This window comes from Ruegeria sp. CDSA241, from assembly GCF_059611265.1.
On the sequence record NZ_JBXWPF010000021.1, the window covers coordinates 1 to 24,704 of the forward strand.

At 55.3% G+C, this 24,704-nt stretch carries 25 protein-coding genes; 9 read left to right on the forward strand and 16 right to left on the reverse strand.

Annotation, left to right across the window (positions count from 1 at the left end):
* On the forward strand, positions 1–804 hold an 804-nt coding region (locus tag AC2FJV_RS17100; RefSeq protein ID WP_496714143.1), incomplete at its 5' end, for a DNA replication/repair protein RecF.
* Here the strand turns inward: AC2FJV_RS17100 and AC2FJV_RS17105 are convergent.
* Positions 801–1,367 (reverse strand): carboxymuconolactone decarboxylase family protein, encoded by a 567-nt coding sequence (locus AC2FJV_RS17105; protein WP_496714144.1) that lies wholly within the window; start codon positions 1,365–1,367, stop codon positions 801–803. The two genes, AC2FJV_RS17100 and AC2FJV_RS17105, sit on opposite strands and share 4 nt — an antisense overlap.
* Positions 1,368–1,466: 99 nt before the next feature.
* Between AC2FJV_RS17105 and AC2FJV_RS17110 the strand changes: the two genes are divergently transcribed.
* Both AC2FJV_RS17110 and gyrB read left to right on the forward strand, forming a co-directional pair.
* Positions 1,467–2,039: a TetR/AcrR family transcriptional regulator gene (locus tag AC2FJV_RS17110; protein WP_496694132.1), complete on the forward strand. Its 573-nt coding sequence runs from the start codon at positions 1,467–1,469 to the stop codon at positions 2,037–2,039.
* Between the two features lie 101 nt (positions 2,040–2,140).
* Positions 2,141–4,558, forward strand: a complete 2,418-nt coding sequence (gene gyrB / locus AC2FJV_RS17115; RefSeq protein WP_496714145.1) for a DNA topoisomerase (ATP-hydrolyzing) subunit B — start codon at positions 2,141–2,143, stop codon at positions 4,556–4,558.
* A gap of 239 nt (positions 4,559–4,797) precedes the next feature.
* Here gyrB and AC2FJV_RS17120 read toward each other — a convergent pair whose 3' ends face one another.
* Entirely contained in the window at positions 4,798–5,220 is a 423-nt protein-coding gene (locus tag AC2FJV_RS17120; RefSeq protein ID WP_496689841.1) for a CopD family protein, read from the reverse strand.
* Between AC2FJV_RS17120 and AC2FJV_RS17125 the strand changes: the two genes are divergently transcribed.
* A complete protein-coding gene (locus AC2FJV_RS17125) occupies positions 5,206–5,829 on the forward strand; it encodes a hypothetical protein (protein WP_496714146.1) in 624 nt (207 codons plus the stop codon). The genes AC2FJV_RS17120 and AC2FJV_RS17125 overlap by 15 nt on opposite strands.
* Complete coding sequence (locus tag AC2FJV_RS17130; RefSeq protein ID WP_496714147.1) at positions 5,801–7,147, forward strand: TniQ family protein; 1,347 nt, start codon at positions 5,801–5,803, stop codon at positions 7,145–7,147. Before AC2FJV_RS17125 ends, AC2FJV_RS17130 begins: the two co-directional genes overlap by 29 nt.
* Positions 7,148–7,322: 175 nt before the next feature.
* On the opposite strand, the gene AC2FJV_RS17135 is transcribed toward AC2FJV_RS17130, so the two are convergent.
* The 3 genes from AC2FJV_RS17135 to AC2FJV_RS17145 are packed head-to-tail and all read right to left on the reverse strand — an operon-like array spanning position 7,323 to position 9,955.
* Positions 7,323–8,270, reverse strand: a complete 948-nt coding sequence (locus AC2FJV_RS17135; RefSeq protein WP_496714148.1) for a PhzF family phenazine biosynthesis protein — start codon at positions 8,268–8,270, stop codon at positions 7,323–7,325.
* 18 nt (positions 8,271–8,288) lie between these two features.
* Complete coding sequence (locus tag AC2FJV_RS17140) at positions 8,289–9,269, reverse strand: alpha/beta fold hydrolase (RefSeq protein WP_496714149.1); 981 nt, start codon at positions 9,267–9,269, stop codon at positions 8,289–8,291.
* 59 nt (positions 9,270–9,328) lie between these two features.
* On the reverse strand, positions 9,329–9,955 hold the full coding sequence (locus AC2FJV_RS17145) for a pyridoxamine 5'-phosphate oxidase family protein (RefSeq protein ID WP_496714150.1): 627 nt from the start codon (positions 9,953–9,955) through the stop codon (positions 9,329–9,331).
* A gap of 82 nt (positions 9,956–10,037) precedes the next feature.
* Between AC2FJV_RS17145 and AC2FJV_RS17150 the strand changes: the two genes are divergently transcribed.
* On the forward strand, positions 10,038–11,003 hold the full coding sequence (locus tag AC2FJV_RS17150; RefSeq protein ID WP_496714151.1) for a LysR family transcriptional regulator: 966 nt from the start codon (positions 10,038–10,040) through the stop codon (positions 11,001–11,003).
* A 19-nt stretch (positions 11,004–11,022) separates the two neighbouring features.
* Here the strand turns inward: AC2FJV_RS17150 and AC2FJV_RS17155 are convergent, their stop codons facing one another.
* The 4 genes from AC2FJV_RS17155 to AC2FJV_RS17170 all read right to left on the reverse strand — a co-directional run bounded on the left by AC2FJV_RS17155 (position 11,023) and on the right by AC2FJV_RS17170 (position 14,269).
* Positions 11,023–11,592, reverse strand: coding sequence for a carboxymuconolactone decarboxylase family protein (locus AC2FJV_RS17155; RefSeq protein WP_142639617.1), 570 nt, complete (start codon positions 11,590–11,592; stop codon positions 11,023–11,025).
* A 137-nt stretch (positions 11,593–11,729) separates the two neighbouring features.
* Positions 11,730–12,215 carry a YHS domain-containing (seleno)protein gene (locus AC2FJV_RS17160; protein ID WP_142639615.1) on the reverse strand — a complete coding sequence of 162 codons (486 nt, stop codon included), beginning with the start codon at positions 12,213–12,215 and terminating at the stop codon, positions 11,730–11,732.
* Between the two features lie 48 nt (positions 12,216–12,263).
* Positions 12,264–13,130, reverse strand: a complete 867-nt coding sequence (locus AC2FJV_RS17165; RefSeq protein ID WP_058282012.1) for a cysteine hydrolase family protein — start codon at positions 13,128–13,130, stop codon at positions 12,264–12,266.
* Between the two features lie 161 nt (positions 13,131–13,291).
* Positions 13,292–14,269 (reverse strand): AraC family transcriptional regulator, encoded by a 978-nt coding sequence (locus AC2FJV_RS17170; RefSeq protein WP_496714152.1) that lies wholly within the window; start codon positions 14,267–14,269, stop codon positions 13,292–13,294.
* Positions 14,270–14,496: 227 nt separating this feature from the next.
* On the opposite strand from AC2FJV_RS17170, the gene AC2FJV_RS17175 reads away from it, so the two are divergent.
* Complete coding sequence (locus tag AC2FJV_RS17175) at positions 14,497–15,369, forward strand: bile acid:sodium symporter family protein (RefSeq protein WP_142639611.1); 873 nt, start codon at positions 14,497–14,499, stop codon at positions 15,367–15,369.
* Positions 15,370–15,675: 306 nt separating this feature from the next.
* On the opposite strand, the gene AC2FJV_RS17180 is transcribed toward AC2FJV_RS17175, so the two are convergent.
* Positions 15,676–16,575 carry a sterol desaturase family protein gene (locus AC2FJV_RS17180; protein WP_496689894.1) on the reverse strand — a complete coding sequence of 300 codons (900 nt, stop codon included), beginning with the start codon at positions 16,573–16,575 and terminating at the stop codon, positions 15,676–15,678.
* A 372-nt stretch (positions 16,576–16,947) separates the two neighbouring features.
* A complete protein-coding gene (locus AC2FJV_RS17185) occupies positions 16,948–17,976 on the reverse strand; it encodes a GlxA family transcriptional regulator (RefSeq protein ID WP_496714153.1) in 1,029 nt (342 codons plus the stop codon).
* A gap of 144 nt (positions 17,977–18,120) precedes the next feature.
* Here AC2FJV_RS17185 and AC2FJV_RS17190 point away from each other — a divergent pair, with 144 nt between their 5' ends.
* Positions 18,121–19,515, forward strand: a complete 1,395-nt coding sequence (locus tag AC2FJV_RS17190) for an FAD-binding oxidoreductase (protein WP_496714154.1) — start codon at positions 18,121–18,123, stop codon at positions 19,513–19,515.
* Between the two features lies 1 nt (position 19,516).
* Complete coding sequence (locus tag AC2FJV_RS17195; RefSeq protein ID WP_372574881.1) at positions 19,517–20,461, forward strand: homocysteine S-methyltransferase family protein; 945 nt, start codon at positions 19,517–19,519, stop codon at positions 20,459–20,461.
* Between the two features lie 63 nt (positions 20,462–20,524).
* Here AC2FJV_RS17195 and AC2FJV_RS17200 read toward each other — a convergent pair whose 3' ends face one another.
* From AC2FJV_RS17200 to AC2FJV_RS17220, 5 genes are all read right to left on the reverse strand, one after another.
* The gene (locus AC2FJV_RS17200) at positions 20,525–21,001 is read right to left on the reverse strand and encodes a DUF6653 family protein (protein ID WP_496714155.1); all 477 of its coding nucleotides are present in this window, start codon (positions 20,999–21,001) and stop codon (positions 20,525–20,527) included.
* A gap of 48 nt (positions 21,002–21,049) precedes the next feature.
* The gene (locus AC2FJV_RS17205; protein ID WP_496714156.1) at positions 21,050–21,652 is read right to left on the reverse strand and encodes a glutathione S-transferase N-terminal domain-containing protein; all 603 of its coding nucleotides are present in this window, start codon (positions 21,650–21,652) and stop codon (positions 21,050–21,052) included.
* On the reverse strand, positions 21,649–22,047 hold the full coding sequence (locus AC2FJV_RS17210) for a cupin domain-containing protein (RefSeq protein WP_496714157.1): 399 nt from the start codon (positions 22,045–22,047) through the stop codon (positions 21,649–21,651). Before AC2FJV_RS17210 ends, AC2FJV_RS17205 begins: the two co-directional genes overlap by 4 nt.
* A 247-nt stretch (positions 22,048–22,294) precedes the next feature.
* On the reverse strand, positions 22,295–23,017 hold the full coding sequence (locus tag AC2FJV_RS17215; RefSeq protein WP_496714158.1) for a hypothetical protein: 723 nt from the start codon (positions 23,015–23,017) through the stop codon (positions 22,295–22,297).
* Positions 23,018–23,129: 112 nt separating this feature from the next.
* On the reverse strand, positions 23,130–24,674 hold the full coding sequence (locus AC2FJV_RS17220) for a cytochrome-c peroxidase (protein ID WP_496714159.1): 1,545 nt from the start codon (positions 24,672–24,674) through the stop codon (positions 23,130–23,132).
* Positions 24,675–24,704 lie beyond the last annotated feature (30 nt).

A 24,704-nucleotide genomic window follows, 5' to 3' on the forward strand; every position in this document is an offset into this window, starting at 1 on the left:
GTTCGGATAGATGGCAAATCCGCCAGTCAGATCGATCTGGGCAAGCTGGCGCGGGTCGTCTGGCTGATCCCGTCGATGGACCGGCTGTGGATTGAAGGCGCCGAGGGGCGGCGGCGGTTTCTGGATCGCATCGCGCTCAGCTTTGATCCTGCCCACGCCGAAGCATCGCTGATTTATGAAAAATCCATGCGCGAACGCAACCGGCTGCTGAAAGAACAGGTGCGCGATGCCCATTGGTACGCCGCGCTCGAGGGGCAGATGGCCGAAACCGGACATCGCATCCATGTGGCGCGCATGGCCGCTCTGGATCATCTGCGCACAGCACAGGATCAGGCCGAAACGGGTTTTCCATCGGCTGATCTTGAACTGGTTCAAACCGAAGGTGCCATGCCGGAAACGGCGGATGATCTGCGAGAGGGGCTGAATGAAAGCCGCTTTCGCGATCTGGCGGCGGGGCGCACACTGGTCGGGCCACACCGGTCTGACCTGTACGGCGTCTTTGCTGCCAAGGGCGTTCCGGCCAAGGATTGCTCGACCGGTGAGCAAAAGGCGCTGCTGGTCTCGCTGATCCTGTCCAACGCGCGCGCTTTGGCCGGGATGATCGGGGCACCGCCGATTGTATTGCTGGATGAGGTTGCCGCCCATCTGGATGCCGGGCGCCGCGCCGCGCTTTATGAAGAGATTTGCGCGTTGGGGGCTCAGGCCTGGATGACGGGCACCGGGCCTGAACTGTTTGCAGAATTGGGGGACCGCGCCCAGACCTTGGTTGTCACCGAAGGTGATGAGGGCTCGATCGTCGATTAGGCCGGTTCGCTGACCTTACGTTCCCACAAGAAGCCGCGCATTACTTCGTCGACTGGGGTCTGTGCCATGTGGTTGACGTAATTCGACATGGTTTTCTGCGCCAGGCCCAGCACCACGTCCAACACGGCGCGGTGCGAATAACCAGCGTCAAAGAAGGCTTGCAGCTGCGCCTCGGTGGGATTGCCACGGGTCTGCATCATCTGCAGCGTAAATGTCCGCAGCGCCTCGAGCTTGGCATTGGGCAGCGCGGTTTCGTTGCGCAGCGCTTCGGTGATGTCATCCGTCACCTTCATCATCTTGGCGATGCCGGTATGGGCGGGCACGCAATAGTGGCACTCGTTCTCGACATTGATGGTCTGCCAGACGACGGTTTTTTCGTCATTGTCGAAATCGGTCTGCATGAAGAGGCCATGTAGAACCTGGTAGCCTTCCAGATGCTGTGGGCTTTCGGCCATCACCTTATGCAGGCCGGGCAAGCGGCCAAACGCGGCCTGAGATTTTTCCAACAGAGGTTTGGACCCTCCGGGGGCGGTGGTCAGGTCGTGGGATGGGAAATCGGCCATGTGGATGCTCCATTTTTTGATGTCTGAGTCGGAAATAGTCTTTCTTGAGCGATCACTCAAGTATATATTTGAGTGACCGTTCAAGAATTGGTGATGTCGATGCCCCGCAAACCTACCTATGACCGAGACGCGCTGGTCGCCCGGGCCTGCGACATATTCTGGCGCTACGGCTGGGCTGGGACGTCGTTGAAGGATCTGGAGCGCGAGCTGAAGTTGAAGCCAGGCAGTTTCTATGCGGCCTTTGGGTCAAAAGACGCGCTTTATGCGCTGGCGCTGGAACGTTACACGCAGGACGGTGTAGCGCGGCTGACAGCGCTGGCAGAAGACATCGGGCCACTGGCCGCGTTAAAGACGCAGCCGCAGATTGTGATCGATTCCAGCCAAACGCCGGTGCAGGCCTGTATGCTCGCCAAGACCTTTGCCGAATTGCAGGCCAGGGATCACCAGCTAGCGCAGAAAGCCAGCCGGCATATGGCTGAGATGAAGCAATGTTTTGCAACGCTGTTTAGACAGGCGCAACAGGCCCGAGAGATCGGTCCTCACCACGATCCAGAGCGGCTTGCGGCGCGCTATCAATCCGACCTATTGGGCCTGCGATTGTCCGCTGAACGCAGCGACGTCGACGCCAAGGAAATCGCCGCAGATATCGCCGCAGACCTCGATCAGCTTTGATCGGCTGAAAATTCAAACTCTGGCACAAAATATTGGGGGATCGCGTGACATTCCCCACCAGAGAACGTATAAGTTACCAAAATAATATAGGTACTAACGGCATGTCCGAAGACGCACAGGCACCGCAAGAATACGGCGCGGATTCAATCAAGGTTCTCAAAGGCTTAGAGGCAGTTCGAAAGCGCCCAGGCATGTATATCGGCGACACCGATGACGGCTCGGGTCTGCACCATATGGTGTATGAGGTTGTCGACAACGGAATTGACGAAGCTCTGGCCGGTCATGCCGACCATGTGACAGTGAAAATTCACGCCGATTCCAGCGTCTCAGTCAGCGACAACGGTCGTGGTATTCCGGTGGATATCCATCACGAAGAAGGCGTGTCCGCCGCCGAGGTCATCATGACCCAGCTGCATGCGGGCGGTAAGTTCGACAGCAACTCGTACAAAGTGTCTGGTGGTCTGCACGGCGTGGGCGTTTCGGTTGTGAATGCGCTGTCCAACTGGTTGGAACTGCGCGTCTGGCGCAACGGAAAAGAACATGTCGCCCGGTTCGAAGGGGGCGAAACCGTCGAGCATCTGAAAGTGGTCGGCGAATGTGGCGACCGTACGGGGACCGAGGTGCGCTTTCTGGCCTCGACCGATACGTTCTCGAACCTCGAATACTCGTTCGAGACGCTGGAAAAGCGCCTGCGCGAGCTTGCCTTCCTGAATTCGGGTGTGCGGATCATCCTGGTCGACGAACGCCCCGCAGAACGGCTGGAAACTGAGCTGTTTTATGAGGGCGGCGTGAAGGAATTCGTCAAATACCTCGACCGATCAAAGTCGTCTGCCATGCCCGAGCCGATCTATATCAAGGGTGAGCGGGACGATATCGGTGTCGAAATCGCGATGTGGTGGAATGACAGCTATCACGAGTCAGTTCTTCCCTTTACCAACAACATCCCTCAGCGCGATGGCGGTACTCATATTGCGGGTTTCCGGGGTGCGCTGACCCGCACGATCAACAACTATGCCCAATCTAGCGGCATTGCGAAAAGGGAAAAGGTCAGCTTTACGGGCGATGACGCGCGCGAGGGTCTGACCTGCGTGTTGTCGGTCAAAGTACCGGATCCAAAGTTTTCCTCACAGACCAAAGACAAGCTGGTCAGTTCCGAGGTCCGCCCGGCGGTCGAAGGAATGGTGAACGAGAAGCTGGCTGAATGGTTTGAGGAAAACCCAAATGAAGCCAAAATCATCGTGGGCAAAATCATCGAGGCTGCTCTGGCCCGTGAAGCCGCACGAAAAGCCCGTGAACTGACCCGCCGCAAAACGGCGATGGATGTGAACTATCTGGCCGGCAAGCTGAAGGATTGTTCCGAGAAGGACCCGTCAAAGACCGAAGTTTTCCTGGTCGAGGGGGACTCGGCTGGCGGCTCGGCTCAGACAGGTCGGGATCGTTTGACACAGGCCGTGTTGCCGCTGCGTGGGAAAATCCTGAACGTGGAGCGTGCACGGTTCGACCGGATGCTGTCGAGCCAGGAAATCGGTAATCTGGTAATGGCGCTGGGCACGGGCATTGGCCGCGATGAGTTCAATATCGAAAAGCTGCGTTACCACAAGATCGTTATCATGACGGATGCGGATGTGGATGGTGCACATATCCGGACGCTGTTGTTGACCTTCTTCTTCCGGCAGATGCCAGAGCTGATCGAGGGCGGATACCTGTATATCGCGCAGCCGCCGCTTTATAAGGTCGCGCGCGGTAAGTCCGAGGTGTATCTGAAAGATCAGGCGGCATTGGATGACTACCTGATCAATCAGGGCGTCGAGGGTGCGGTGCTGAAACTGGGTTCGGGCGAGGAATTGTCCGGCCAGGACCTGGCGCGCGTGGTTGACGAAGCGCGCCAGCTGAAACGCGTTCTGGATGCATTCCCGACGCACTATCCGCGCCACATTCTGGAACAGGCCGCCGTGGCCGGTGCCTTTGTCCCCGGAGCGGTTGATGCCGATCTGCAAGGCGTGGCCGACAAGGTCGCAGCCCGTCTTGACCTGATCGCATTGGAATACGAACGTGGCTGGCAAGGTCGGATCACGCAGGATCACGGCATCCGCCTGGCTCGTATTCTGCGCGGCGTTGAAGAGGTGCGTACGCTGGACGGCCCGATGCTGCGCTCGGGCGAAGCGCGCAAGACCGGCAGCTTTACCCAAAGCCTGCAGGAGATCTATAACACATCCGCAACCCTGATCCGCCGCGACCGGGCGCAGGCCATCCACGGTCCGCTGGATCTGTTGCGTGCCATTCTGGAAGAGGGTGAAAAGGGCCTGTCCCTGCAGCGCTATAAGGGACTGGGCGAGATGAACCCAGATCAGCTGTGGGAAACCACGTTGGACCCGGATGCACGGACGCTGTTGCAGGTTCGGGTGAATGATATGCTCGAAGCTGATGACCTGTTTACTAAATTGATGGGGGATGTCGTGGAACCGCGCCGTGAATTCATACAGAAAAATGCTCTGAGCGTCGAAAATCTGGACTTCTGAATTTTTGTAGGTGCGCCCATAGCTTTGCATTTCGCCCAAAGAGTTGCATTTTTAGCCCAAAACTTTGGGCGCATTAACCTTCAACTTTCTTGGTTCGAGGCTCCATATCTTCGGGTCTCATTCTTTGCTTGTTTCGCGCCATCGCCGTATTGCCGGGGAAGGTTTTCGGATGGCCGCTTCCAGCCCAAAGCAGACATTCGTAACAAGGATTTGCAGCTCCTGCTTCGGACCCAAAGCCGTCAGAGATTGATGGGAGGTGTCGTCACACTGGTTAGGGTCGCCGTTGCAAGCAGGATCAGAACAACAGCGAGAATCTCTATCGAAATCGAACGTCGTAGAGCAAGTGTCGCGCCACGCGTCTCAGCCCTGAGAGCCGGAACAAATCTCAGCTTGTTCAGCGCCGCGATGCCAAGAAGGGCGGAAACGATCACTACCTTGACCAAAAGCACCAATCCATAGGCCGTTCCGAACAAGGCGGCCAGTGAACCCGAAAGCAACCACGCGAGCGCTGCGCCCGCAACAATCAGGACGGCAACTCCATAAGCAGCGGCACTACCAAAGTGGTGCAGTAGATCGGCCCCAGTGGAAGCGAGCGCTGCTTTGCGTAAGGGCAGGAGAGCACCGACCCAAAACGCGGCAGCCAGCAGATGCAGAACCAGCAAGACTGCGAGAAGCCCCCTGGGCTCTCCGAGCGAGTGTCCCACCTGAGCAAAGGAAATCGCTATGGCAAGGCTGCCCGCCAAAGCGATCCACTGCCCGACGCGCGGGAGCAGAATTGCCAATATCGCGAGTTCACCCATTCCTCGCCAAATCGCGGCGGTGCCAAGTGGACTGTCCCAAACAAAACCAAGCATCATTGGGTCCGTCGCGCCCTCTATTGGTGGAGCGTTGAGGCTGATCGTATCGCGTTCTGCGATGCAATCTTTGCTGCCTTCTATTGTCTTGAGGAGTCCGGCATCCTTTTGGAGTTTGACCAAGACGATATGGTACGGCGATTGTACGGTGTTTCCGGCGGACGTGTGCCAGTGGCGTTGGAAGTGCTGCGCGCGCGCCTGGCATTGGGTGCCCAAAATTCACAATACAGCACCAAAACGATTGCCAGGGCAGCGACGGATTCAGGCCTGGAGCGAGATCCGTATCAGTCGTTTTTTCAAGAAGAACCACCATCGGATACTGAGCTGATCAGGTCATACATCAGAGTCATGGCAGATGCTGGTCTCGAAGTAGAGCCTATGACGTCGCATGAGCTTGCGATTATGCGAGGTGTATGAGGTGCCGGGTTTGTTTGCAGTACCACCATTGAAAGGCGAGAGCCTTATCGGATACTTGCGTCGTCTAGCCCATGTAAATGGATACAGAGATGTCTCTGAATTTTTGACACGGTTCCGGCGGAAGTATGGGCGAATTCTAGTCGAGAACATCGAGCACTTTGAGCAAGAGATGGGCTTAGAGAAAGGTTTGTTGGTTGCTATCTCCCCTTCTGCCAAACCTGAGTCACCCAGCTTAAACTGGCGTTTCGAGCGGCATCATAGCGATCCGATTTGCCCTTCATGTCTTGCCGATGGCTTCCCCTTTCAACAAACTTGGCGTCATTACTTGGTGACAGCCTGTCACCATCACAAAACGCGTCTTCAAGATGTTTGCCCTGTCTGCAAAACCACATTGCGTCCGACGTCCGGCGGCTTTGATAAATGCAGATGTGGCTTTAGCTACTCCAATTTCCCACGGGTGGCAGCAAAGGACCACGAAGTGATCATCTCCGCCTTGATTGCGGGAGATTCAACGGTTGGCAAGCGGTTTCTTGACCTTGCAGGAGGGCGTCAGGTCCCAAAAGACATTGGCGCTTTTATTAATTTCCTAGCGAGTGGTTTCGCTCAGAACCGCACGGGCAAGTCTGGGAAAACACAAACACCCAAAAGCGTTGCAGATTCGTTGGAACTGATTGAGCCGTTGGCAACTGTATTTGACCATTGGCCAAATGGGTTCGAAGAACACGTTCGAGGGTTGATACTGGCAGGAAATTCAGAATCCAACTCTGTGCCGTCCATGCTCGGAAGCTGGTATCAAAGACTTATGAGGTTCGAAGATGATGCGTACCAGCCTTTCAGAGATGCAGTGTCGCGTGCTGCTTCAACCGAGTTCAAGGGAACCTACCTGGGAAAGCTAACGCCGTTGCAAGCTCGGGAATGGGTCTCGGCTAAACAAGCGGCCAAGGAACTGGGAATTTCTGCACAGCGCTTGGTGGCTGAGGTTCAGTCAGGTCAAATTGCCGGAAAGCAAGCCCGTAGCGGGTATGGGCACCGGCATACGATGATTCCACGCTTCGAAATTTCGAACATCTATCTGGATAGGAAGCGGTATTGGGATGGGTTGCAGGCCAGAGACTACCTTGGTGTTACAAGAAAGCAATTTGATCTGCTTCGCGCGTCAGAATTGATCCACGAGGTTGCTGCTGAATACCGTCCTCCACTTGTTGATGGCTGCATTGACGGTGAAAGCCTAAAAGAGCTCACAACAAACATTCGAAACTGCACTAAAGTTCAAGCGGGAGAAACTATTCCGTTCAATCAGCTCAGTCGTGAAATCTAGATCAGTTGTAGCGTTGAGCCGAGAACACAAAGTGCTTGTCCGTGCCGTAAGGTCAGCGATGCGCAGGAATCCGGACTTTGCAAAATTCAGCGGACGGCCCAATTCGGACGTGGCCCAATGGGCGTCGTTGCTGCGGTGCGGCCCGCCAAGCCAGCCATTCGCCGCGAGCGCAACGCTAGAAACTAATTCGACGCGAGCACATGACCTTGCCGAAACCACCTGCCAAGAGGCCAGAGATTGTTCCATTGTCGATTTCCAGATCGACTTTTATCAGGCTCGGACTCGCCGGGTTCATAAACACCCCTTGTTCGATTTGAAATGATCGTTGAGATGATACGACAAAGTCGTGCAATACACATGCTAAGGGCCCCGCAGCCATCCCCGTCGCGGCTTCTTCCTCAATCGCGTATCGGGGCGCAAACATGCGGGTTGTAGCGTCTCGGTCGGTCGCCGATGGGTCTCTTGTGAAGACGTAGTAGCCGATCAAATCCAGTCGTTCGCTGATTTGCGTGATTTTGGCAAAATCTGGTTTCACATTGGCAAGACCATCGGCATCAGCGAGGCCGATGACAATGAAACTGTTACCGGTATTGACTAAAACCGGTGGTATTTCCTGATCAAGATGATGTCTGTTGATCCCAAGGGAGTTCAGTACATCGTCGATGCTTACACCTTTTTCCACCCAGTCCTCTGGTATCGCGTATTTTGGGGCCAGCTGTTCCATATAGGCGGCACCCTCTTTCATTAGTATGCGCCTTGGCCCATCAACTGTCTCCTTCGAGGTGTTGGGATTGGGAATCCGGCCCAGCGCGTCAAGGTGAGAGAAGGCGGCAATTGTTGCATGACCGCAATGAGCGATGCGCCTGTTCGGTGTGAAGAAATCCAGTTTGAAGCCCTCTGTCTTGGACTGCGACACAAAGGCCGTTTCGGACAATCCAACCCTTGCCGCGACGGTTTGCATATCCTGTTCGCCCAATTCATCAGCATCCAGGACGACGCCTGCGGGATTTCCACCGGCGCCACCGTCGACAAAGCCGTGTACGATTTCAACCGTTACCTGCCTGACAGTATTTGCTTGCGTATTCATTGGTTTTCTCCATACGTCGGCCGCACCTTTGAGCATGGTGCGGCCAGTTTTACGTCAGTTGCTGGCGGCGGTGATGCGGTTCAGAAAGGCGGTCATTTGCGCCGCAATCTCGGGCCCATATTCTTCCAGCGCGAAGTGACCCGTATCGAGCAGATGAAACTCGAGATCATTCAGATCGCGTTCATAGGGATAGGCGCCTTCGACCGGAAAGATGTGATCATTCTTACCCCACATCAGTAGCGCCGGGGGTTGATGCTTCCGAAACAGCGCTTGCCATTTTGGGTACTCGGCAACATTGGTGCCGTAGTCTAGGAAGAGTTCAAGTTGCACCTCTTGATTACCTTCGCGGTCGAGCAGGTATTGGACATGCCAATAATTGTCGGGACTGATCAGTTCCGGTTTTTTAACGCCGTGGGTGAACTGCCATTTGGTTGCATCCAGAGTGAGGAATCCACGAAGCTGGTCGCCGTTCTCTTGCGATGGCTCGGCCCAATAGGCTTTGATTGGATCCCAGAACTCGCGCAGCCCTTCCTCGTAAGCATTCCCGTTTTGAATGATGAAGCCGGTTACCCGCTCGGGCTGTTCCGCAAACATTCGGAAACCAACCGGGGCACCATAGTCCATCAAATAGACCGAGTACTGTTCGACTCCCTTCCGGTCTAGCAGCGATGTCATCATTTCGGAGATATTCGCGAAGGAATACTCGAAGCCTTCGGCCTTTGGCATCTCCGACGCTCCAAATCCGGGAAAATCGGGTGCGATCACGTGGTAGTGCTTGGCCAGTTCAGGGATAAGGTTGCGGAACATATGTGATGAGGTCGGAAAGCCGTGAAGCAGCAGGACAGTAGGTCTGTTTGGATCTCCTGCTTCACGATAGGCGATAGCGATGTCGCCGATTTCTTCCGTGCGGAAGCTGACAGCCTGCGTAGCTTCAATTCCAGTCTCTGCGGCGAATGCTGGCGCCGGTGTAAATGGCGCAGCAATGGAAAGTGCGAGAATGCTGGCGCTCAGGACGGATTTCAGATTGCGCGACATGGATGTTTCCTTTCTTCAGGTTACGGCGTGCGTGCTTGAACGCGGGGGCTTGATATCGGTCAGTTTCGCTGACCCAGTGCCTCTTCGAGCCTTGCGTTTCGAGCTTTCAGTGCTTCCAGCTCAGTGCGAAGCGGGACGAGGTAATCTTCAAATTCTTCAAGGGTCAGGCGTTGGGGGATGTGCTGCGGGCAGTTCCAGTCCATCGCCTCAAGCTTGATCACAATCGCCCGCTCAGGATGAGCGCGATAGCCCGGCTCACTCAGGCGTTGCATCAGCGCCGGATCGGCATTGGCATCAATGAGTTTCGCCCGACCCCAGATCTTGAGGCGTCGCTGATTGGGATAATCCATCAGGATCAGCGAGATTCGGTCATTGCCCAGCAGATTCCCAGTGCTGAGATATTGCCGGTTGCCGAGGAAATCGGCGTAGGCAAGTGTCCGTTCATCCAACACTTTCAGAAAACCCGCTGGTCCACCGCGAAATTGTACATAGGGCCAGCCGGTTTCCGAGACTGTTGCCTGATAGAAGCCGTCTCTTTGCCCGATGAACCTGGCCTCGACCGGGCTGATTGAGTCCTCCTGACGCGTGCCGTCCAGAAACTTCGCGTAGCCGTTAGCTGACCCGTTTTTGGCCTGCGTTTCGCGAACGGAGGGCGTGAAGCTGATCTCTGCAAAGGGTCGTGCCATTGAATTCTCCATCTCGGCCTGGGCGATGCCCTGGGACTGAGGTGAAGTTAATTGGAGCTTTCAAGTTGCGGAATTTGGATACTTGGCAATATATTATTCAAAAATATGGAATAATATCTTGGACAGATTTCACGCGTTAAAAGTCTTTGTGAAGGTCGCCGAACTAAAAGGTTTCGCTGCTGCGGCCCGCGACCTCAACATGTCACCACCGACAGTGACCCGAATGGTTTCTATGCTTGAGGACAGCCTCGGGCTACGTCTTTTTGTACGCACAACGCGCTCAGTGATGCTGACTGATAGCGGGCAAAGGTTTTTTGAGGATGCCAGACGTATTCTGGCTGACCTTGAAGAGGCCGAGCGCGCCGCTGTCGGTTCCTATGCCGAACCGACCGGGGAAATTAGTGTTACTGCATCAGTCCTGTTTGGCCGTATGTTCGTCACTCCAATTTTGGGCGAATTTCTGGATCTGTATCCAAAGCTCTCAGCGCGCACGCTCTATGTGGACCGAGTGGTCAATCTGATTGATGAGGGTCTCGACGTCGGGATCAGAATTGGCAACCTCGCTGATTCCAGTTTGATGGCTGTCAGGTGTGGTACTGTGAGGCAGGTCGCGTTTGCTTCCCGTAAATATCTTGACCAATATGGCGAACCAGATACGCCCGATGATTTATCCTGCCATGCAATCATTAATTCAACTGCCTTGAATGCATCGGCCCAATGGCATTTTCAACGGGGCAGAAAGACTGTCACCAAACGCATGAGCCCACGCATCAGCATGAACACAAATGACGCTGTGATCGAGTTGGCCTTGCAAGGTCATGGTGTCGGGCGGCTTCTGTCCTATCAAGTCGCACCCTACATTGCAGATGGGCGGCTCAAGACTGTTCTAAAGTCGTATGAACCACCCGAAGTCCCCATCCATCTTGTGCATCAAGAGGGACGAACCGTGTCTGCGAAGGTGCGCACCTTTGTTGACTTTGCTATCGGACGTCTAAAATCAGATCCCCTTCTTGTCGGGAATCAAACACAGGTCCAAAAGCAAGATTAACAAATGGGCGGGCGTCGCGCTATTCAGCCACTGCCGCGACCGAGGCGATCCATGCATTTGGCACAAAGGCATCATCCAACGCGGTTTCCGCCACATGGTTCGTATAGTTCGACAGGGTTTTCAACGCTGTGCCGAGGATGACTTCCAGCATAGATCGGCGTGTGTAACCAGCCGTCAGAAACGCTTCGACCTGTGCGTCGCTGGGCCAGCCTCGGCTTTCGTTGATCACGATGGCGAATTTGCGCAGTGCTTCCAATTTGGGGTCGGCGATAGGGCTGCCATCGCGTAACGCTGCGATCACGTCTTCGGGGACACCGGCCATCTGTGAAAGAGTGGTATGGGCGGCCATGCAGTACTTGCACCCGTTCAACCGGTTGTTAGTCATAAGGATGATCTGGCGCTCAGTCTCTGACAGGCTGGTCTTTCCAAAGATGCTGGAAAGTGTCGTATAGCCTTCCAAAATTGCGGGCGCTTCGGCCATGGCCGCATAAAGGTTGGGTACAAAACCATATCCTTTCAGCGATGCTTCCAGAATTGGTTTCGCGGCATCAGGGGCTGAGGCGATTGTATATGTCTCAAAATCAGTCATGTCTGGTTTCCATTGGGAAGAGTTTTCGACACACGCGAATTGTCATTGCGGACAGGGTGTCTTGGAGAAATGCCGGCCTTTTGGGGAGGGGAGAGGCAGCGGTGGCTCCGACCGGCAAAAGCCACCAAATTCCTCGATCAAAGGCTGCCGACAGGCGTGTGGTGGATGTCTGCCCACTTGGCATGGGCGCCTTGGATCACGGTCTCTTTGTCCTCAAGGTACTTCTTGAAGATTTCTTCATTCACAAAGAGATAGAGCTTGTCGTCCACGATATCGGCATACCGAACATCGCCATCAAGCTTCTTGCCTACATAGACGCCAAAGGCGCAGAACCCGCCGAATTGAGGCAGATGTGCCGTCGGATCCGCCTCGAATGTGGCTTTCGCTGCCTGCGACGCAAAATAGTAGTCCACTCCATCATGGGCCGATGTAAAAGTGGCGTTGCCCATTTCGGGTATTTCGGCTTCAAACATCGAAACAGGATCGACGCCATGCATGCCGAGGGGCTGCCCAGTCAAGGTAAGACTGTTCGAAACGTTGTATTCATCGTCAGCCAATGCCGCCGCCGCCAGGGCGAGAGTCAACGCTGTTGTAAGCGTGGGAAATGTAAAGATGCGTGTCATGATATGTCCTTTCAGGATGCTAGGATCAAATTTGAAGATCGATTTGGGTCAGGCCGATTGGCCAATGCGCTCAACCGCGTCGTCGGTCCACCAGACGCCGTTGGCGACCATGCGGAAGTTGATGATGGCGGCGAGATACCCGTCACCTTCAGGCACCTTGGCCCCGGCTGTGGCATCGCGAACGACAGCGACTTCGTAGCCCAGCTCCAGCAGCTCGTAGAGATGCGCCTGCGTACACAGGTTCGCCGACATCCCCGCGAGGATCACCTTGTCGATCTTGCGTTTACGCAATTGCAGGTTCAGGTCATTCTGAGCAGGGCTGTAAACCTTGTGTGGTGAGCAAATGATGGTTTCGCCATCCTCGATGTACTTCTTGTATTGCGGCATCCAGTCGGCACCTGAGCCCTCGAAGTTGTCCAAATTGAGCGGTCCCAGGCGGTCAAACATGCCGATGCTGTGCATCGTCGCTTCCAGAGTGCCCTCGAACTCCCATTTGTGGTCATGTGGGTAGTAATAGTGGGGCGAGATGAAGACCGGCATCCCCGCAGCCTTGGCGGCAATGAAAAGCCGTTCGATATTGTCGACCGTGCCCTGTTCGGTCACGCTTTCGCCAACGACGCCCCACGTCACACCGTCTTCTGACAAAAAATCAATCTGGGGGTCGGTCACCACAAGTGCAGTACGCCCCGGCTCGATGGTCATGTCGATTTGGGGAAGGCCTGGATTTTCCGGGTCAGCATAGTAGGCGCGTGCTTCGTCGGTCGCGGCAAGGGCCTGCCCGCCAGCCACTATTGTTGTACCTGCCGCGGCCGCACCGGCGGCTTGTTGCAAGAGTCGCCGGCGCGCCATATCAACGCGTTCGGGCGTGACGTCGCAAGCGCAGCTTGCTCCATGTTTGTGGTCATGATTGCTCATTGCAAATTTCCTTTGTTTGAGAGGGGCAAATGGGTTTGCTTTACTCGGCAGCGCCCCAGGTGGATCTGACAAAGAAGAAGTTATGCACCACATCGATTGAGGTATCGGCCCGCCCTGCCAAGGTTTTGGCCGAACCTGCCATGTGGTCTTGAGGTGTGTGCCTAGTCGGAGGTCGCTTGCTGCCTGAATCGTGCCGGAGCCTGGCCAACCCAGCGCTTGAAGGCGCGGCTGAACGTGCTCTGTTCCGAAAACCCGGTCATAAAGGCGATCTCGGCTATGGAAGCCTTACCGTCACGGAGCAGGTCACGAGCAAGTGCAACTTGTGCCTGACCAAGAACGTCGCGATAGGTCAGCCCTTCCTCGGCCAACCTGCGGTAAAGCGTGCGCTCGCTCATTCCCATCTCTTGTGCGACATGCGCTGCTTGCGGCGCGCCGTTACTCAGGGCCGGTGTAAGCCGGTGGACAATTGCTTGGCTCAGTGAGGTGTCGTCATCGCGAGAGTTGAACTCCTCATTCAGGTGCTTCGTCATGAAATCTGACAAGCCCGGATCGCCAAGACGATTTTCGCTTTCCAGCATAGCAGGGCGCATAGCAATGGCGTTGTGGGCGCTCCCAAATCGAACCGGGCACCCGAAATATTCGGCGTAACGCTCTGGTTCTTGTCTGCATGGATGCTGAAACGTGACATATGCGAGCGACAACCCATCACCCACAAACCGATGCATGTTCCTCGCAAAGGCCGCAAGCGCGCATTCGTTGCGCAGCTCCAAGGCAGCGCGATGTGATGTTTGTCCCTCAAAAATCCAAAGGACCGGATCGCCGGTTTCATCAAGTCTGTAAACTGCGGTGTCCGTTACGAGACGAAAATAACGCTCGATCCGTTGCAAAGATTGCCGCAAGGTCGGAGCTGTCTTTACGGCTAGGCCAAGGACGCCGAGATCATCGGTCGCAATCGCGTTCGCATAGGCCTCAACCAACGCGGCCTCGTCCGCTTGTTGCGTACGAATCCAATCGATCAGATCGAAATACGCATCATCCGCCAATTGGCCGTCTTGAGCTTCTGGTAGACGCAGCACGACAGCGCCATTTGAAATCAGGGCGCCATCGTCGTTTAGCGTCATCCCGGCGGCGTTGGCCATCGCGCGGGCGAATGCGTAAGTTACACTTGCCATACAGTGAGATTAGCACTGGAAAGCTCTTTCACGCCAGATCGTCCAACCCTGTGATAGGTATAATAAATAGAGACAGCCTCGATCTTCGGGCGCTTGAGGATAAATGCGCCAAACTGATAACACTCGTCATCAGGTTTTCTGAACGGTATCGTCCGAAAGCGTGCGGAAGCATGCAGCCATAGAGGTCATGGTAGATGGGCGAAATTTTCATATCTGTGCTGCTGCCGCTCGCAGTTGTTGTCATCATGTTCTGCCTTGGCCTCGGACTCACAGCGGCTGACTTTCAACGCATCGGACGACGTCCACGGGCCTTTTGCGTCGGCGCTCTCAACCAGATCATTTTGCTGCCTTGCATCGCTTTGATGGTGACTTTTATCTTTGGGATTTCCGCTGAGGCAGCCGTTGGCATCATGATTTTAGCGGCCTGTCCGGGCGGGGTGATCAGTAACATCGTGACCAAGCTTTCGAATTGGGATGTCGCTTTGTCCGTTACTCTTACAGCAGTCTTCAGTCTGACTTGTGTCGTTACCGTACCGCTCATCCTGGGGTTTTCGATGCAGATGTTCATGGGGGCAACTGCGCCCGCTATCGACATTTCTTCGACGGCTTTAGCAATGTTTTTTTTAACAGCTTCACCGATCCTAGCCGGGGTGATCGCGCGATCCTTGGCGCCGCGAATTGTAGCTGCGGTCGAACCAATCTTTAGCAAGGTCTCTATGCTACTTTTTGCGATGGTCATCGGAGGCGCTATCATTTCAAACTGGGTGGTGGTCGCGGATAACTACCTTAGGCTTGGACCCGCACTTTTTGTTGTAGGTGCGTCACTCACGTTTATTGGCATCATGAGTTCAGGGATGCTCGGATGCACAGACATCGAGGCGAAGACGATTTCAATTGAGACCGGCGTTCAAAACGGAGCTTTGGGAATCGCAATTGCTACTTTGCTGTTGCCTAACACCAATGGGTTAAGCGAATATGCCATACCATCCGCAATTTATAGCGTGGTCTGGATCGTAACAATGTTGCCTGTCTTCGCCCTCCTTGCGCGAAGAAGCCCAATTTCATGATCCTGACGCCTATTCGCTAGCTTTGGTTATGCGCTGAGCCAAGCCCCTTTGTTTCCATGCCAGAGCGCCGTCTGGTCAAAGAGCGACCAAGGAGCTCCAAAGCCCGTTGTGGAACGGCCGCCTTGGCGATTTTCCCTGTTGAAGGGAAGAGCTGTTGTTGCCAGTGCGGTGGATCCTGCGTCAGCGAAGGTGTAGACGCCAAGGTCAGTTTTGACCGCAAGTCGGAATTGCAAAGTCTTGGATTAAGTGCCCGGATTGGGCTGGACCTGCCAAACATGCAAGCCGCGGAGAATGGCCGCATCAGCGCTATTGGTCTATTTGGTCATTGCCAAGCTTGGTTTGCCCGGACGAGACAGATGAAGATCGCATCTGTTGGCCCGCGGCGTCGAGGGCACCTCCGCTCGCCGGGCCGCGCAGCGGCTGAATCAGCATTCGGTCGAGCCAGAGGTCTCGGCGTGTGCGAAACTGCTTGATGCCGATTTCCATGCTTTTGTGCCCCTTCTTGGGTTGCGCAACGTAAGTGCCTAGAAGTCGGTCCCACCACGGTAGATTAAAGCCAAAGTTCGAGTTGGTCTCGCTTGGATCGACTGAATGGTGGACTCGGTGCATGTCTGGAGTGACGACGATCCATCTGAGAATTCGATCCACCGGACGCGGCAATTCAATGTTTGCGTGATTGAAGAGCGCGGTAGCGTTCAGGGTCACCTCGAAAAGGAGCACGGCGACAGCGGGCGGCCCCAAGGTTGCTACGACCGCTAGCTTGATCCCCATCGAGATGAGGATTTCTACCGGATGGAAACGCAAGCCAGTAGTCGCGTCAAAATCAAGGTCGGCGTGATGCATCCGGTGCAGACGCCAAAGCCCCGGTACGGCGTGGAACATCACATGCTGAAGATAAATTGCGAGATCTAGAAGCAGCATGGAGACCACGATGGCAACCCAAACCGGCGCCTCGATGTTATTGAAGAGCCCCCATCCGCGATCCTCGGCCATGGCTGCGAGACCAACTGCGAGGATTGGAAAGGTCAGCCGCAGGATGGCGGTGTCGAGCACCACGAGCGCAAGGTTGTTTGTCCATCGGATAACGCGCGGAATATCCCGACTTCGCCGGGGTGCGGCCACTTCCCAAAGTGCCATCGCCGCCAGGACGGATAGGAAGGCAATAATGCGGATAGTTGGTTCAGCAGCTAGGATTGTGTCGGACATGGACATCCACTATTCGGGTTTCCGTCGCGATAGAATTGCAAGCTGTTCTAGGCGACGACCGTTCCAATGTAACGCAGACATGCAAGCGATACCATCTGAGGGCGGCTTGGTCCGCAAGGCGGACATTCAGCGGAATTAACCGAACGTCTGCTTCGAGCCCACAACGGAACTGTCGAATTCTCGTTGCGTACGCTCGCATCATAAGAAATGTCGAAGTAGCACAAACTGGTGCGCTGCGACGCAGCAGGACAACGGGTCATTCATGCGGGCCCCGCCAAATCTGAAACTTCAGATTTACATGGCGACAAACTATCTATGAGCTCGTAGCACTTGTGTGAAAGATCTTTGGTTCACTTCGGGTTTAAGCAATACTCAATGCGGACGTGCGATTTGAGAGATACGCTGGAATTTCTTCCTGTATGCCGCCGGCGACAAACCGGTGCCGCGTTTGAATACGCGCCGAAAGGATGCCGGATCCTCATATCCAACAGCCGCTCCGACATCGTCATTTGAAAGCTTATCAGTCTCCAGCATTTGTTTGGCTTCTTCGACGCGAAGCGCCTGAACATACTCGATCGGGGCAAAGCCTGTCGCCATGCGAAATCTTCGGGAAAAGGTCCGTGCATTCAACCCCGACCGCTCAACCATCTTCTCAACCGGCTTGGCAGAGGCGTAATGATCCGCGATCCAAACCTGGCAATCAGAGATCGGACCATCGTTTGATTCCATCGGGCGGGTCATCACCGAATAGGGTGACTGACCTTCGGCGTGCCCGCTGAACAGGAAGACCTTGGCGGTTTCAATCGCGGTTTGGTAACCACAATATCGTGCAATCAGATAGACCGTGAGGTCATGCCAGGCGGTGACCCCACCTGCGGTTACGATCCGGTCAGCCTCAGCTGCCAGGCAAAGTACTGTTTCATTGCGAAATGTAATCTTGGGAAAATGGCGCTGAAACATATCGCGATAGGCCCAATGTGCAGTCGCCTGATGGCCATTCAGCAACCCGGACTCCGCGAGCAACAAGGAGCCGGAACACACCGATGTCAGTAACGCCCCCTGCTGGTGCATCCGCTTGAGCCAGTCGACTTCGCGTGGATATCGACCTTTGGGCACATCATAAATCGATGTGTACAGGTCGCAGATCACAACAGCGTCGGCATCGTCAATTTCGCCAATGGAGCTTTGTGGCTCCACCGGGATATTGCCGATACAGTGAAAAGGCTTGCCATCTGCGGATACGATGCGGACATCCAGAAGTTCATCACCCGGGGCACCGGTCACCATATCCGGATAAACTGCACCTGCTGACATCAGGACATCGTAGAGCCCATAGAGGACCGATGCGGATGTTTCCGGGGCGGCGAGCAGCACGATGAGCGGTTTTTTGGCGGTGTTCATGTAACCCTCTTGTCTGAAATGGCATGGTTTTGGCAAATTTGCCATATTCGTTTGTCCAGTATGCCGCATCTTTGGCCATCTTGCCACTGATGTGGGTGCCGCCAGTGGCATAGCATTCCAGAAGATCGCAAAGGGAACTGCATTATGAACAGTATGGATACAGATCAGAATTTATCACCTGTCGGACTCAAAGCTGAGACACTGATGCCCGGCATGGCAGAGTTTGATGAGACGCGCGCCGTGTGGAACGCGATGATCGACCGGAAGCCTGCAATGATCGTACGCTGCGGGAATGCAGATGACGTTGTCGCCGCTGTTAATCACGCGCGCAACAACGATCTTCCAATCTCTATTCGCGCGGGGGGCCACAACGTTGCGGGCCATGCAGTTTGCGACGAGGGTCTGATGATCGACCTCAGACTGATGCGCAATGTGACTGTGGATGCCGACAATCGCATCGCATCGGTAGAAGGCGGGGCGCTATGGCGGGACGTGGACGCCGCAAGCCAGGCCCATGGTTTGGCAACACCCGGTGGCCTGATCTCGGATACCGGTGTCGCCGGATTGACCCTGTCAGGTGGGATCGGCTGGCTGAGGGCCAAGCATGGGTTGTCGATTGACAATCTTGTTGCGGCAGATGTGGTGACCGCCGATGGCAGGTTGGTTCACACGAATGCAAAAGAAAACCCTGAACTGCTCTGGGCACTCAAGGGCGGTGGCGGCAACTTTGGAGTGGTTGTCCGGTTTGACTTTGCGCTGCATCCCATCGGCCCCGAAGTCATGTTTGCCGCCCCAATCTATGCGGTTGAGGACGGGCCTGTACCCATCCGGGCATGGCGCGACTTTCTGGCGAAACACGGTGATCTAGTTGGATCACTGTGCGAGTTTTCAACGGCGGGCGGTGAAGACTTCCCCGAGGAAAGCTGGGGAAAACGCGTCTATACTTTGGCTTGTGTCTACAACGGAGATGCCGCCGAGGGAGAGGCGTTGCTGCAACCCCTTCGTGAACTCGGCAATATGGTGACCGACTTCTCGAGCCGAATGAATTATTGTGATGTGCAACAGCTCTTTGACACGCTGATGCCAGCCGGAGAATATCGGTGCTACTGGAAGGCGCGCTACCTGTCGGAATTGTCGGATGAAATGATTGATCTGGCGATGAAGAACGCTTCCGCCGCCCCTTCGGACAACTCGATATCGTCTTTGTGGAACTTTGGTGGTGCCACGGCAGCGGTCGCGGCAGAGGCAACGGCCTTTGGTGACCGATCCATGGGCTGGATGTATTCCCTGGATGGCGTGTGGTCAGATCCGGGTGACGATGCGGCCAATATTGGCTGGTCACGTCAGGGCTGGGAAAGCGCTGAACCGTACGGTCATCACGGCCGGGCCTATCTGAACTTTCCGGGCCATGGAGAGGACGGGGACGCGCTGACGCGGGCATCGTTCGGCGCGAATTATCAGCGGTTGGTCAAGATCAAGACCAAATATGACCCTGATAACCGGTTTCGCTTTAACCAGAACATTCAGCCGGAGGTCTAATATGACCGTTCAATCCCCACTTCCACCAATGGGTTCCGGCGAGTTCTTTCTGACCGAAGGTGGTACAGAAACAGAAATCATGTATCGCCATGGGTTTGAATTGCCCGAGTTTTCAATGCTACCGCTTATGGACAATCCTCGGGCTGTTTCCGCAATGCGAGATGTGATTTCTCAGCAGCTTGATGTTGCTGCCGAATTTGGCTTGTCGTTTCTGCTGACCGGCTTTGACTATCGCGCCAGCCCGGACTGGGGTGCAAAACTGGGCTATTCAGCGTCAAGCTTGGCAGATGCAAATATTGCCGCAATTGAGCTTCTCCGCGAAATTTCAAAAGGGTATGAAGGTGATATTCCAAACCTTCTGATTGGCGGAATTCTCGGGCCACGCGGCGATGCCTATAGCCTCAATCAGGAAATCACCGCAGAATCCGCCGAAGAGTATCACGCTGTTCAACTGGAGACATTGAAGCGGGCAGATGTGGATTTCGTCAGCGCACTGACATTCAACAATATCGAGGAATCTGTTGGTGCCCTACGCGCGGCGGAACGGATCGGCCTGCCATTGTCGGTTTCTTTGACGCTCGACAGTACGTGCAGGCTGAAATCAGGCCCCACGCTTGCCGAGGCCATAGTTGAAATCGACATGCAGGCCGGAGAGGCGGCGCCGGAGTACTACATTGTCAATTGTTCCCACCCGCTTGAATACGAACCGGCCCTTGAGAACGGAAACTGGATCAAACGGCTGCGCGGCGTGCGCCCGAATGCGTCGAAGATGGAGAAGCTGGCCCTGTGCAAATTGCACCACATTGAGGATGGCGATCCTGTCGAACTTGGCTCACAACTGTTCAGCCTGACGGAACGCTACCCGCATATGGACATTTTCGGCGGTTGCTGTGGAACAGGGCACAGACACCTGCGAGAGATTGCGAAAGCGCTGGTAAGACATTGACGGTCAAGTTCGGCTGATGCACCGATTTCCTCAGTTCTGTCTGCAGAAATGAGGATTGAGGGCTCAGTCACTCGTGTCAGCCAGCAGCCAAACCATGCGGTCCAGAAACCAGAGCTTTGCACCTATAGCCAGCGTCAAGCCTACGAATACCCAACCTAATTCGAGCCGCCAAAGCCCGACTGCGAGAATGACGACCCCGAGCGCGGCGGCATATGTCAAACGACTTATGACTTGTGCATGATGGATGGGGATCGACGCCGTTTTGCGATTAAGCCAAATACGCTCACCCAGCACACCTTTGGTCATCCAGGCGTCGTGATGCTGCGGCGGGCCAAACAAGCGTGGATTGAGCCAGGTCCAAATGACAACGGCCAGAACAAACCAAAGTGCGCCCCAGCCCAGCCAGACCCGGTTCCAGATAGCCAGGCAAAAGAGCGGAAGGATTGTCATGCGCGACCAACCACTCCACGGGTTCGCATGTCGTTGCCAGGTGGCGTCATCCATACCCATCAGGCGGGCCGATACTTCCGCGATATCCATGGTTCATTTCTCTTGTGTAGCAAAAACCTTGCGAGAACAGACTCTGCGTCATCTGATATCAGAGGCAAGCGCATCCTGAACGTAAGTTAGCGTTTCGATCCGATTTGCGTGGGCTCCTATGGCAGGCCAATTCCGGGTGCAAAGCCCAGAGTCGCATATCCAGCGAGACATAACATACATGTAATAATCTGCACCATTGGGAGTGTCTGCACACAAATATTGCCGCCCCGTCAATTGTGTCTCAATGACGGACAACCGGTTTTTCAGGTGATGTTGACCGGGCACAAGGAACTCTCGCGGGGTGTTCGGGCGAAATAGCGGGCTGAAGCTTTTGTGGATTTCTGTCGCAACAAAAACAAGCCAAGTCATGGCCTCTTGTCGCCAAGTGGTCCCTTGCAGGCCCAGCAGCGCGGCCTTTGGTGCTTTGAAGTCGATCCAGTCCAGAATGGCAATCACCTCTGTCAGGCAACTCCCATCATCCAGCACCAATGCCGGGACATAGGCCTTTGCGTTGATTTTGGAAAAGTCGGAACCATCCCGCAATTGACGAGAAGCGTAGTCAACTTCGATCAAATCAAACGGAATGTTTGCCGCCCGCAGGGCAATATTGACGACAAGTGAACAGGCGTCTGGGTAGTAATACAGCTTCATTGGAAACAATCGTCCGCGACGGGTGCTTGTGTGAGTACAACAAGAGCCAGATCATAAGGTCCTTCATTCACCTCAAACATGCGATGACCTTTCCCCTGAAGATCACGCGCCAGAAACTGATCCCCAACCTGCAAAATCCGCGTATCCAGATTGCTGGTTTCTATGCGCACGGTCCCGCGCAGGACCGTCCCAAGAAACACGGCTGGCGCGGTGTGCCATGCATCCACATAACCTGCGGGATGATGCATCATCAGAATGCTCTCGGCGCCCAGCGATGGCGAGATGCGGTATCCGGATGGAGAGGGCGGCGTGAAACTGCTTTCTTTAAGAACCCAGGCATGATCCGAAAATCGTGAGCCTCCGGTTTCATCCTGGTCAATGCAAATGATTTTCATGGCAGGGCTCCTTAGCGGGGCGGTATTCTTGCCGGTGCAGTCATGTCGTGGCCTCGTAGCCAAGCCTTTCCAAACTGCAGGCGGTTTGCTCGGTTTGTGCCCTCAACGACCAGTTGTCGGTATCTATCGATGCATTCTATTCCTGTTGAGTAGGGCATGACACAGAAGTGCTGTGTCTTATCAACGTGAGAGATTTCTCCTGCTTGCAAATTCGGAGCGGGCACGAGACCCGCCCCAAAAAGCCGCCTCAGAGACCAGTGCGTTCAGGCAGAGCCACATACATCTGAACATGCGTGACAGTCGAGAACTCGCCCGGCAGCGGGCCATAGGTCTTGCCATCGGAATGCCACGCCAGACCCAAGTCGGCAGCAAGATGCTCGCCGCTGAGCTGAAGACAGGGTGTGATCGTGCGCTCAAAATCAGCGGACCCTTCGGCATTGGCAACAAAGGTGTTTTCAGACCCGTCACGCGCTCCAAATGGAAGATCGTAGGTGCCGATGAACGGGTCCGTTGGCGGCCAGACCATAAAGTCATGCCAGATCGTGTAAACCCCATTCGGGATCAGGTTTTCAAAGGCCAGATCGACGGTGCCGACGCCATTTTCACAGGTGTATGTGCCGCTGCCTTTGGCCGCGAACCATTCACCAAGGGTCAGTCCCAGCGGACGGCCCTTGGGGTATGGGCCCGTGTCACTGGTGTCGAGAAAGTTGTGTTTTACTTCGACCCCCGGCGCATAGAGCGGCGTGTCCATATCGCGGGTCGCCGCTGTGGGACGGAACACCTCTCCTGAGCCCGGGACTTTTTCATAGAACACATCCTGTTCGGCCATGCCGTCGTCAATGTGAAAGATAAAGGTCAGCGACATGCTTTCCGGCGGATCATAACTGGTCTTGGTGGCGTCCTCTGCGCCAGATTGGGTCGCAGTGGTAAGGGTAAGCGCGGCAGCGCTGATAAGAAAGATGGGTTTCATTTTAGGGTCCTTTTGGTTGGTGGGAGGCAAATCTGCCTGGTGAACCGGCGGGTACGGGTGCCGGAGCTCTGGTGAAATTGCAGATGGGGCTGGGAGGTCGCGGAGTGGGCCTTTAGCCGTCCGGCAATTTCGGCGTTGGCTGCGGAGTAAGTCCTGAGGGAACGCTTCGCGGAATAAGATCAGAACGATCTTTGGCTGAAGGATCCGTCAATGCTTCGAGGAAGGCCATAATTCTGGCCACTTCGCGATCGCTCAGCGTCACAGGTGCCAGGGTATTTGCCTGTGCAATCCTTCCACGCAACGCATCAGATTTCTGCACCCATGTGTCACGCAGATCAAAGGCCGTACGTCGTTTCGGATTCACAGGGCGAAAGATCAAAGACGATCCATTGCCGGTCTGTTCAATGAACTGGTCAACGACCGGTAATTCGGCGGCGTTGGCATCATATGCCTCCAGCGAGGCCACGCTGTCGAGATGATGGCGCACCATCATTTCCAGATCAGCAAAAGCTCCGTCATGCCCCCATGGCCCCGTGAGCGTGACATTCCGCAGGGACGGCGTGCGGAATGCAAAGAGGTCAGTCGGGTCGAATGATACACGATAACGACCCTCATCCTCTGTGGCACGGGCAAACCCGGATGCCCACCAAAGGCTCTTGTCCTCACCGTGGCCTTTGCCCGGCCCGATTTGCGGCACGGCAATGGCATGAAATTCGTGATCAGTCAGCAATTTGCCCGCGTGGCAGGCCGCACATTCTGCCTTGCCAAAAAATAAATCAGCCCCGGCGCGAGCGTCCTCGGACAAAGCCGTAAGATCGCCGCGCAAGAAGGCATCAAACGGGCTGTTGTCTGAGCGGAAAGCATGGGACTGAAACGCGGCCAACGCATTGGCCGCTGCCACCATGGTGATGGCGTCCAGATCGGGAAAGGCGGCGCGGGCCAATTCCTGGTATTTTGGTGTGGCTTGCAAGCGTGCTGCCAGCAGATCCCAGGCGTCCGTAACGCGGTCTTCGGCGACCGCGGTTGCCACGGGGTTTTCGCCTTTTTGTCCTGCCATCTCAGACGCAGAAAGCACCGGGAACATGGCCTGCGCCGCCAACAGATTATCCAGCCCTTGTGGCAGATGTTCGCGTGCGGGTGTCCAGAACCCGCTTTGAAAGGTGTGCGCCGGATCAGGCTCCACCCGCCCGTCATGAAACATCGACAGGTACTCCTTAGCGCCGATGTTCCATAACGCCTGTGCATTGCGCGGAATACGTTCGGTGATGCCATCTTTGGTCCGCCGTTCCGGGCCAAACCCGGTCCCTCCTTCGCCTATAGACAAGGCGACGCCATCGCCGCTGCCGCGCGCCGGATCATGGCAGGTCCCGCAGGAAATATTGCGATTGCCCGAAAGGATCGGGTCGAAGAACAGATTGCGCCCGAGCTCAACGAGGGCTTCGTCTGGTGCGCCTTCAAAAAGGAAATCACTGTCCCGAAGGCTATCCGGCCATTGCGCTCGCATCAGGTTTTCCGCCCGAGTAGATCCTGGCGCCAGCAGCAAGACCAGCGCCAGCGAAGTACCCGCTACAGCAATGTATCCCGTCAGCGTCGCTGCGGTAAGCGAACCGATTGATCCAGGGGCGGTGGCCAATTTACAAGTCTTGTAGATAGACATTTGGTTTCCTTTGGGACTTGGGGCGATTGA

Excerpts from the sequence above, each read along its gene's own strand:
- AC2FJV_RS17105 (WP_496714144.1), bottom strand. The coding sequence starts at position 1,367 with ATGGCCGATTTCCCATCCCACGACCTGACCACCGCCCCCGGAGGGTCC.
- AC2FJV_RS17110 (WP_496694132.1), top strand. The coding sequence starts at position 1,467 with ATGCCCCGCAAACCTACCTATGACCGAGACGCGCTGGTCGCCCGGGCC.
- gyrB (WP_496714145.1), top strand. The coding sequence starts at position 2,141 with ATGTCCGAAGACGCACAGGCACCGCAAGAATACGGCGCGGATTCAATC.
- AC2FJV_RS17125 (WP_496714146.1), top strand. The coding sequence starts at position 5,206 with ATGCAGAACCAGCAAGACTGCGAGAAGCCCCCTGGGCTCTCCGAGCGA.
- AC2FJV_RS17130 (WP_496714147.1), top strand. The coding sequence starts at position 5,801 with ATGAGCTTGCGATTATGCGAGGTGTATGAGGTGCCGGGTTTGTTTGCA.
- AC2FJV_RS17135 (WP_496714148.1), bottom strand. The coding sequence starts at position 8,270 with ATGCTCAAAGGTGCGGCCGACGTATGGAGAAAACCAATGAATACGCAA.
- AC2FJV_RS17140 (WP_496714149.1), bottom strand. The coding sequence starts at position 9,269 with ATGTCGCGCAATCTGAAATCCGTCCTGAGCGCCAGCATTCTCGCACTT.
- AC2FJV_RS17145 (WP_496714150.1), bottom strand. The coding sequence starts at position 9,955 with ATGGCACGACCCTTTGCAGAGATCAGCTTCACGCCCTCCGTTCGCGAA.
- AC2FJV_RS17155 (WP_142639617.1), bottom strand. The coding sequence starts at position 11,592 with ATGACTGATTTTGAGACATATACAATCGCCTCAGCCCCTGATGCCGCG.
- AC2FJV_RS17160 (WP_142639615.1), bottom strand. The coding sequence starts at position 12,215 with ATGACACGCATCTTTACATTTCCCACGCTTACAACAGCGTTGACTCTC.
- AC2FJV_RS17165 (WP_058282012.1), bottom strand. The coding sequence starts at position 13,130 with ATGAGCAATCATGACCACAAACATGGAGCAAGCTGCGCTTGCGACGTC.
- AC2FJV_RS17170 (WP_496714152.1), bottom strand. The coding sequence starts at position 14,269 with ATGGCCAACGCCGCCGGGATGACGCTAAACGACGATGGCGCCCTGATT.
- AC2FJV_RS17175 (WP_142639611.1), top strand. The coding sequence starts at position 14,497 with ATGGGCGAAATTTTCATATCTGTGCTGCTGCCGCTCGCAGTTGTTGTC.
- AC2FJV_RS17180 (WP_496689894.1), bottom strand. The coding sequence starts at position 16,575 with ATGTCCGACACAATCCTAGCTGCTGAACCAACTATCCGCATTATTGCC.
- AC2FJV_RS17185 (WP_496714153.1), bottom strand. The coding sequence starts at position 17,976 with ATGAACACCGCCAAAAAACCGCTCATCGTGCTGCTCGCCGCCCCGGAA.
- AC2FJV_RS17190 (WP_496714154.1), top strand. The coding sequence starts at position 18,121 with ATGAACAGTATGGATACAGATCAGAATTTATCACCTGTCGGACTCAAA.
- AC2FJV_RS17195 (WP_372574881.1), top strand. The coding sequence starts at position 19,517 with ATGACCGTTCAATCCCCACTTCCACCAATGGGTTCCGGCGAGTTCTTT.
- AC2FJV_RS17200 (WP_496714155.1), bottom strand. The coding sequence starts at position 21,001 with ATGGATATCGCGGAAGTATCGGCCCGCCTGATGGGTATGGATGACGCC.
- AC2FJV_RS17205 (WP_496714156.1), bottom strand. The coding sequence starts at position 21,652 with ATGAAGCTGTATTACTACCCAGACGCCTGTTCACTTGTCGTCAATATT.
- AC2FJV_RS17210 (WP_496714157.1), bottom strand. The coding sequence starts at position 22,047 with ATGAAAATCATTTGCATTGACCAGGATGAAACCGGAGGCTCACGATTT.
- AC2FJV_RS17215 (WP_496714158.1), bottom strand. The coding sequence starts at position 23,017 with ATGAAACCCATCTTTCTTATCAGCGCTGCCGCGCTTACCCTTACCACT.
- AC2FJV_RS17220 (WP_496714159.1), bottom strand. The coding sequence starts at position 24,674 with ATGTCTATCTACAAGACTTGTAAATTGGCCACCGCCCCTGGATCAATC.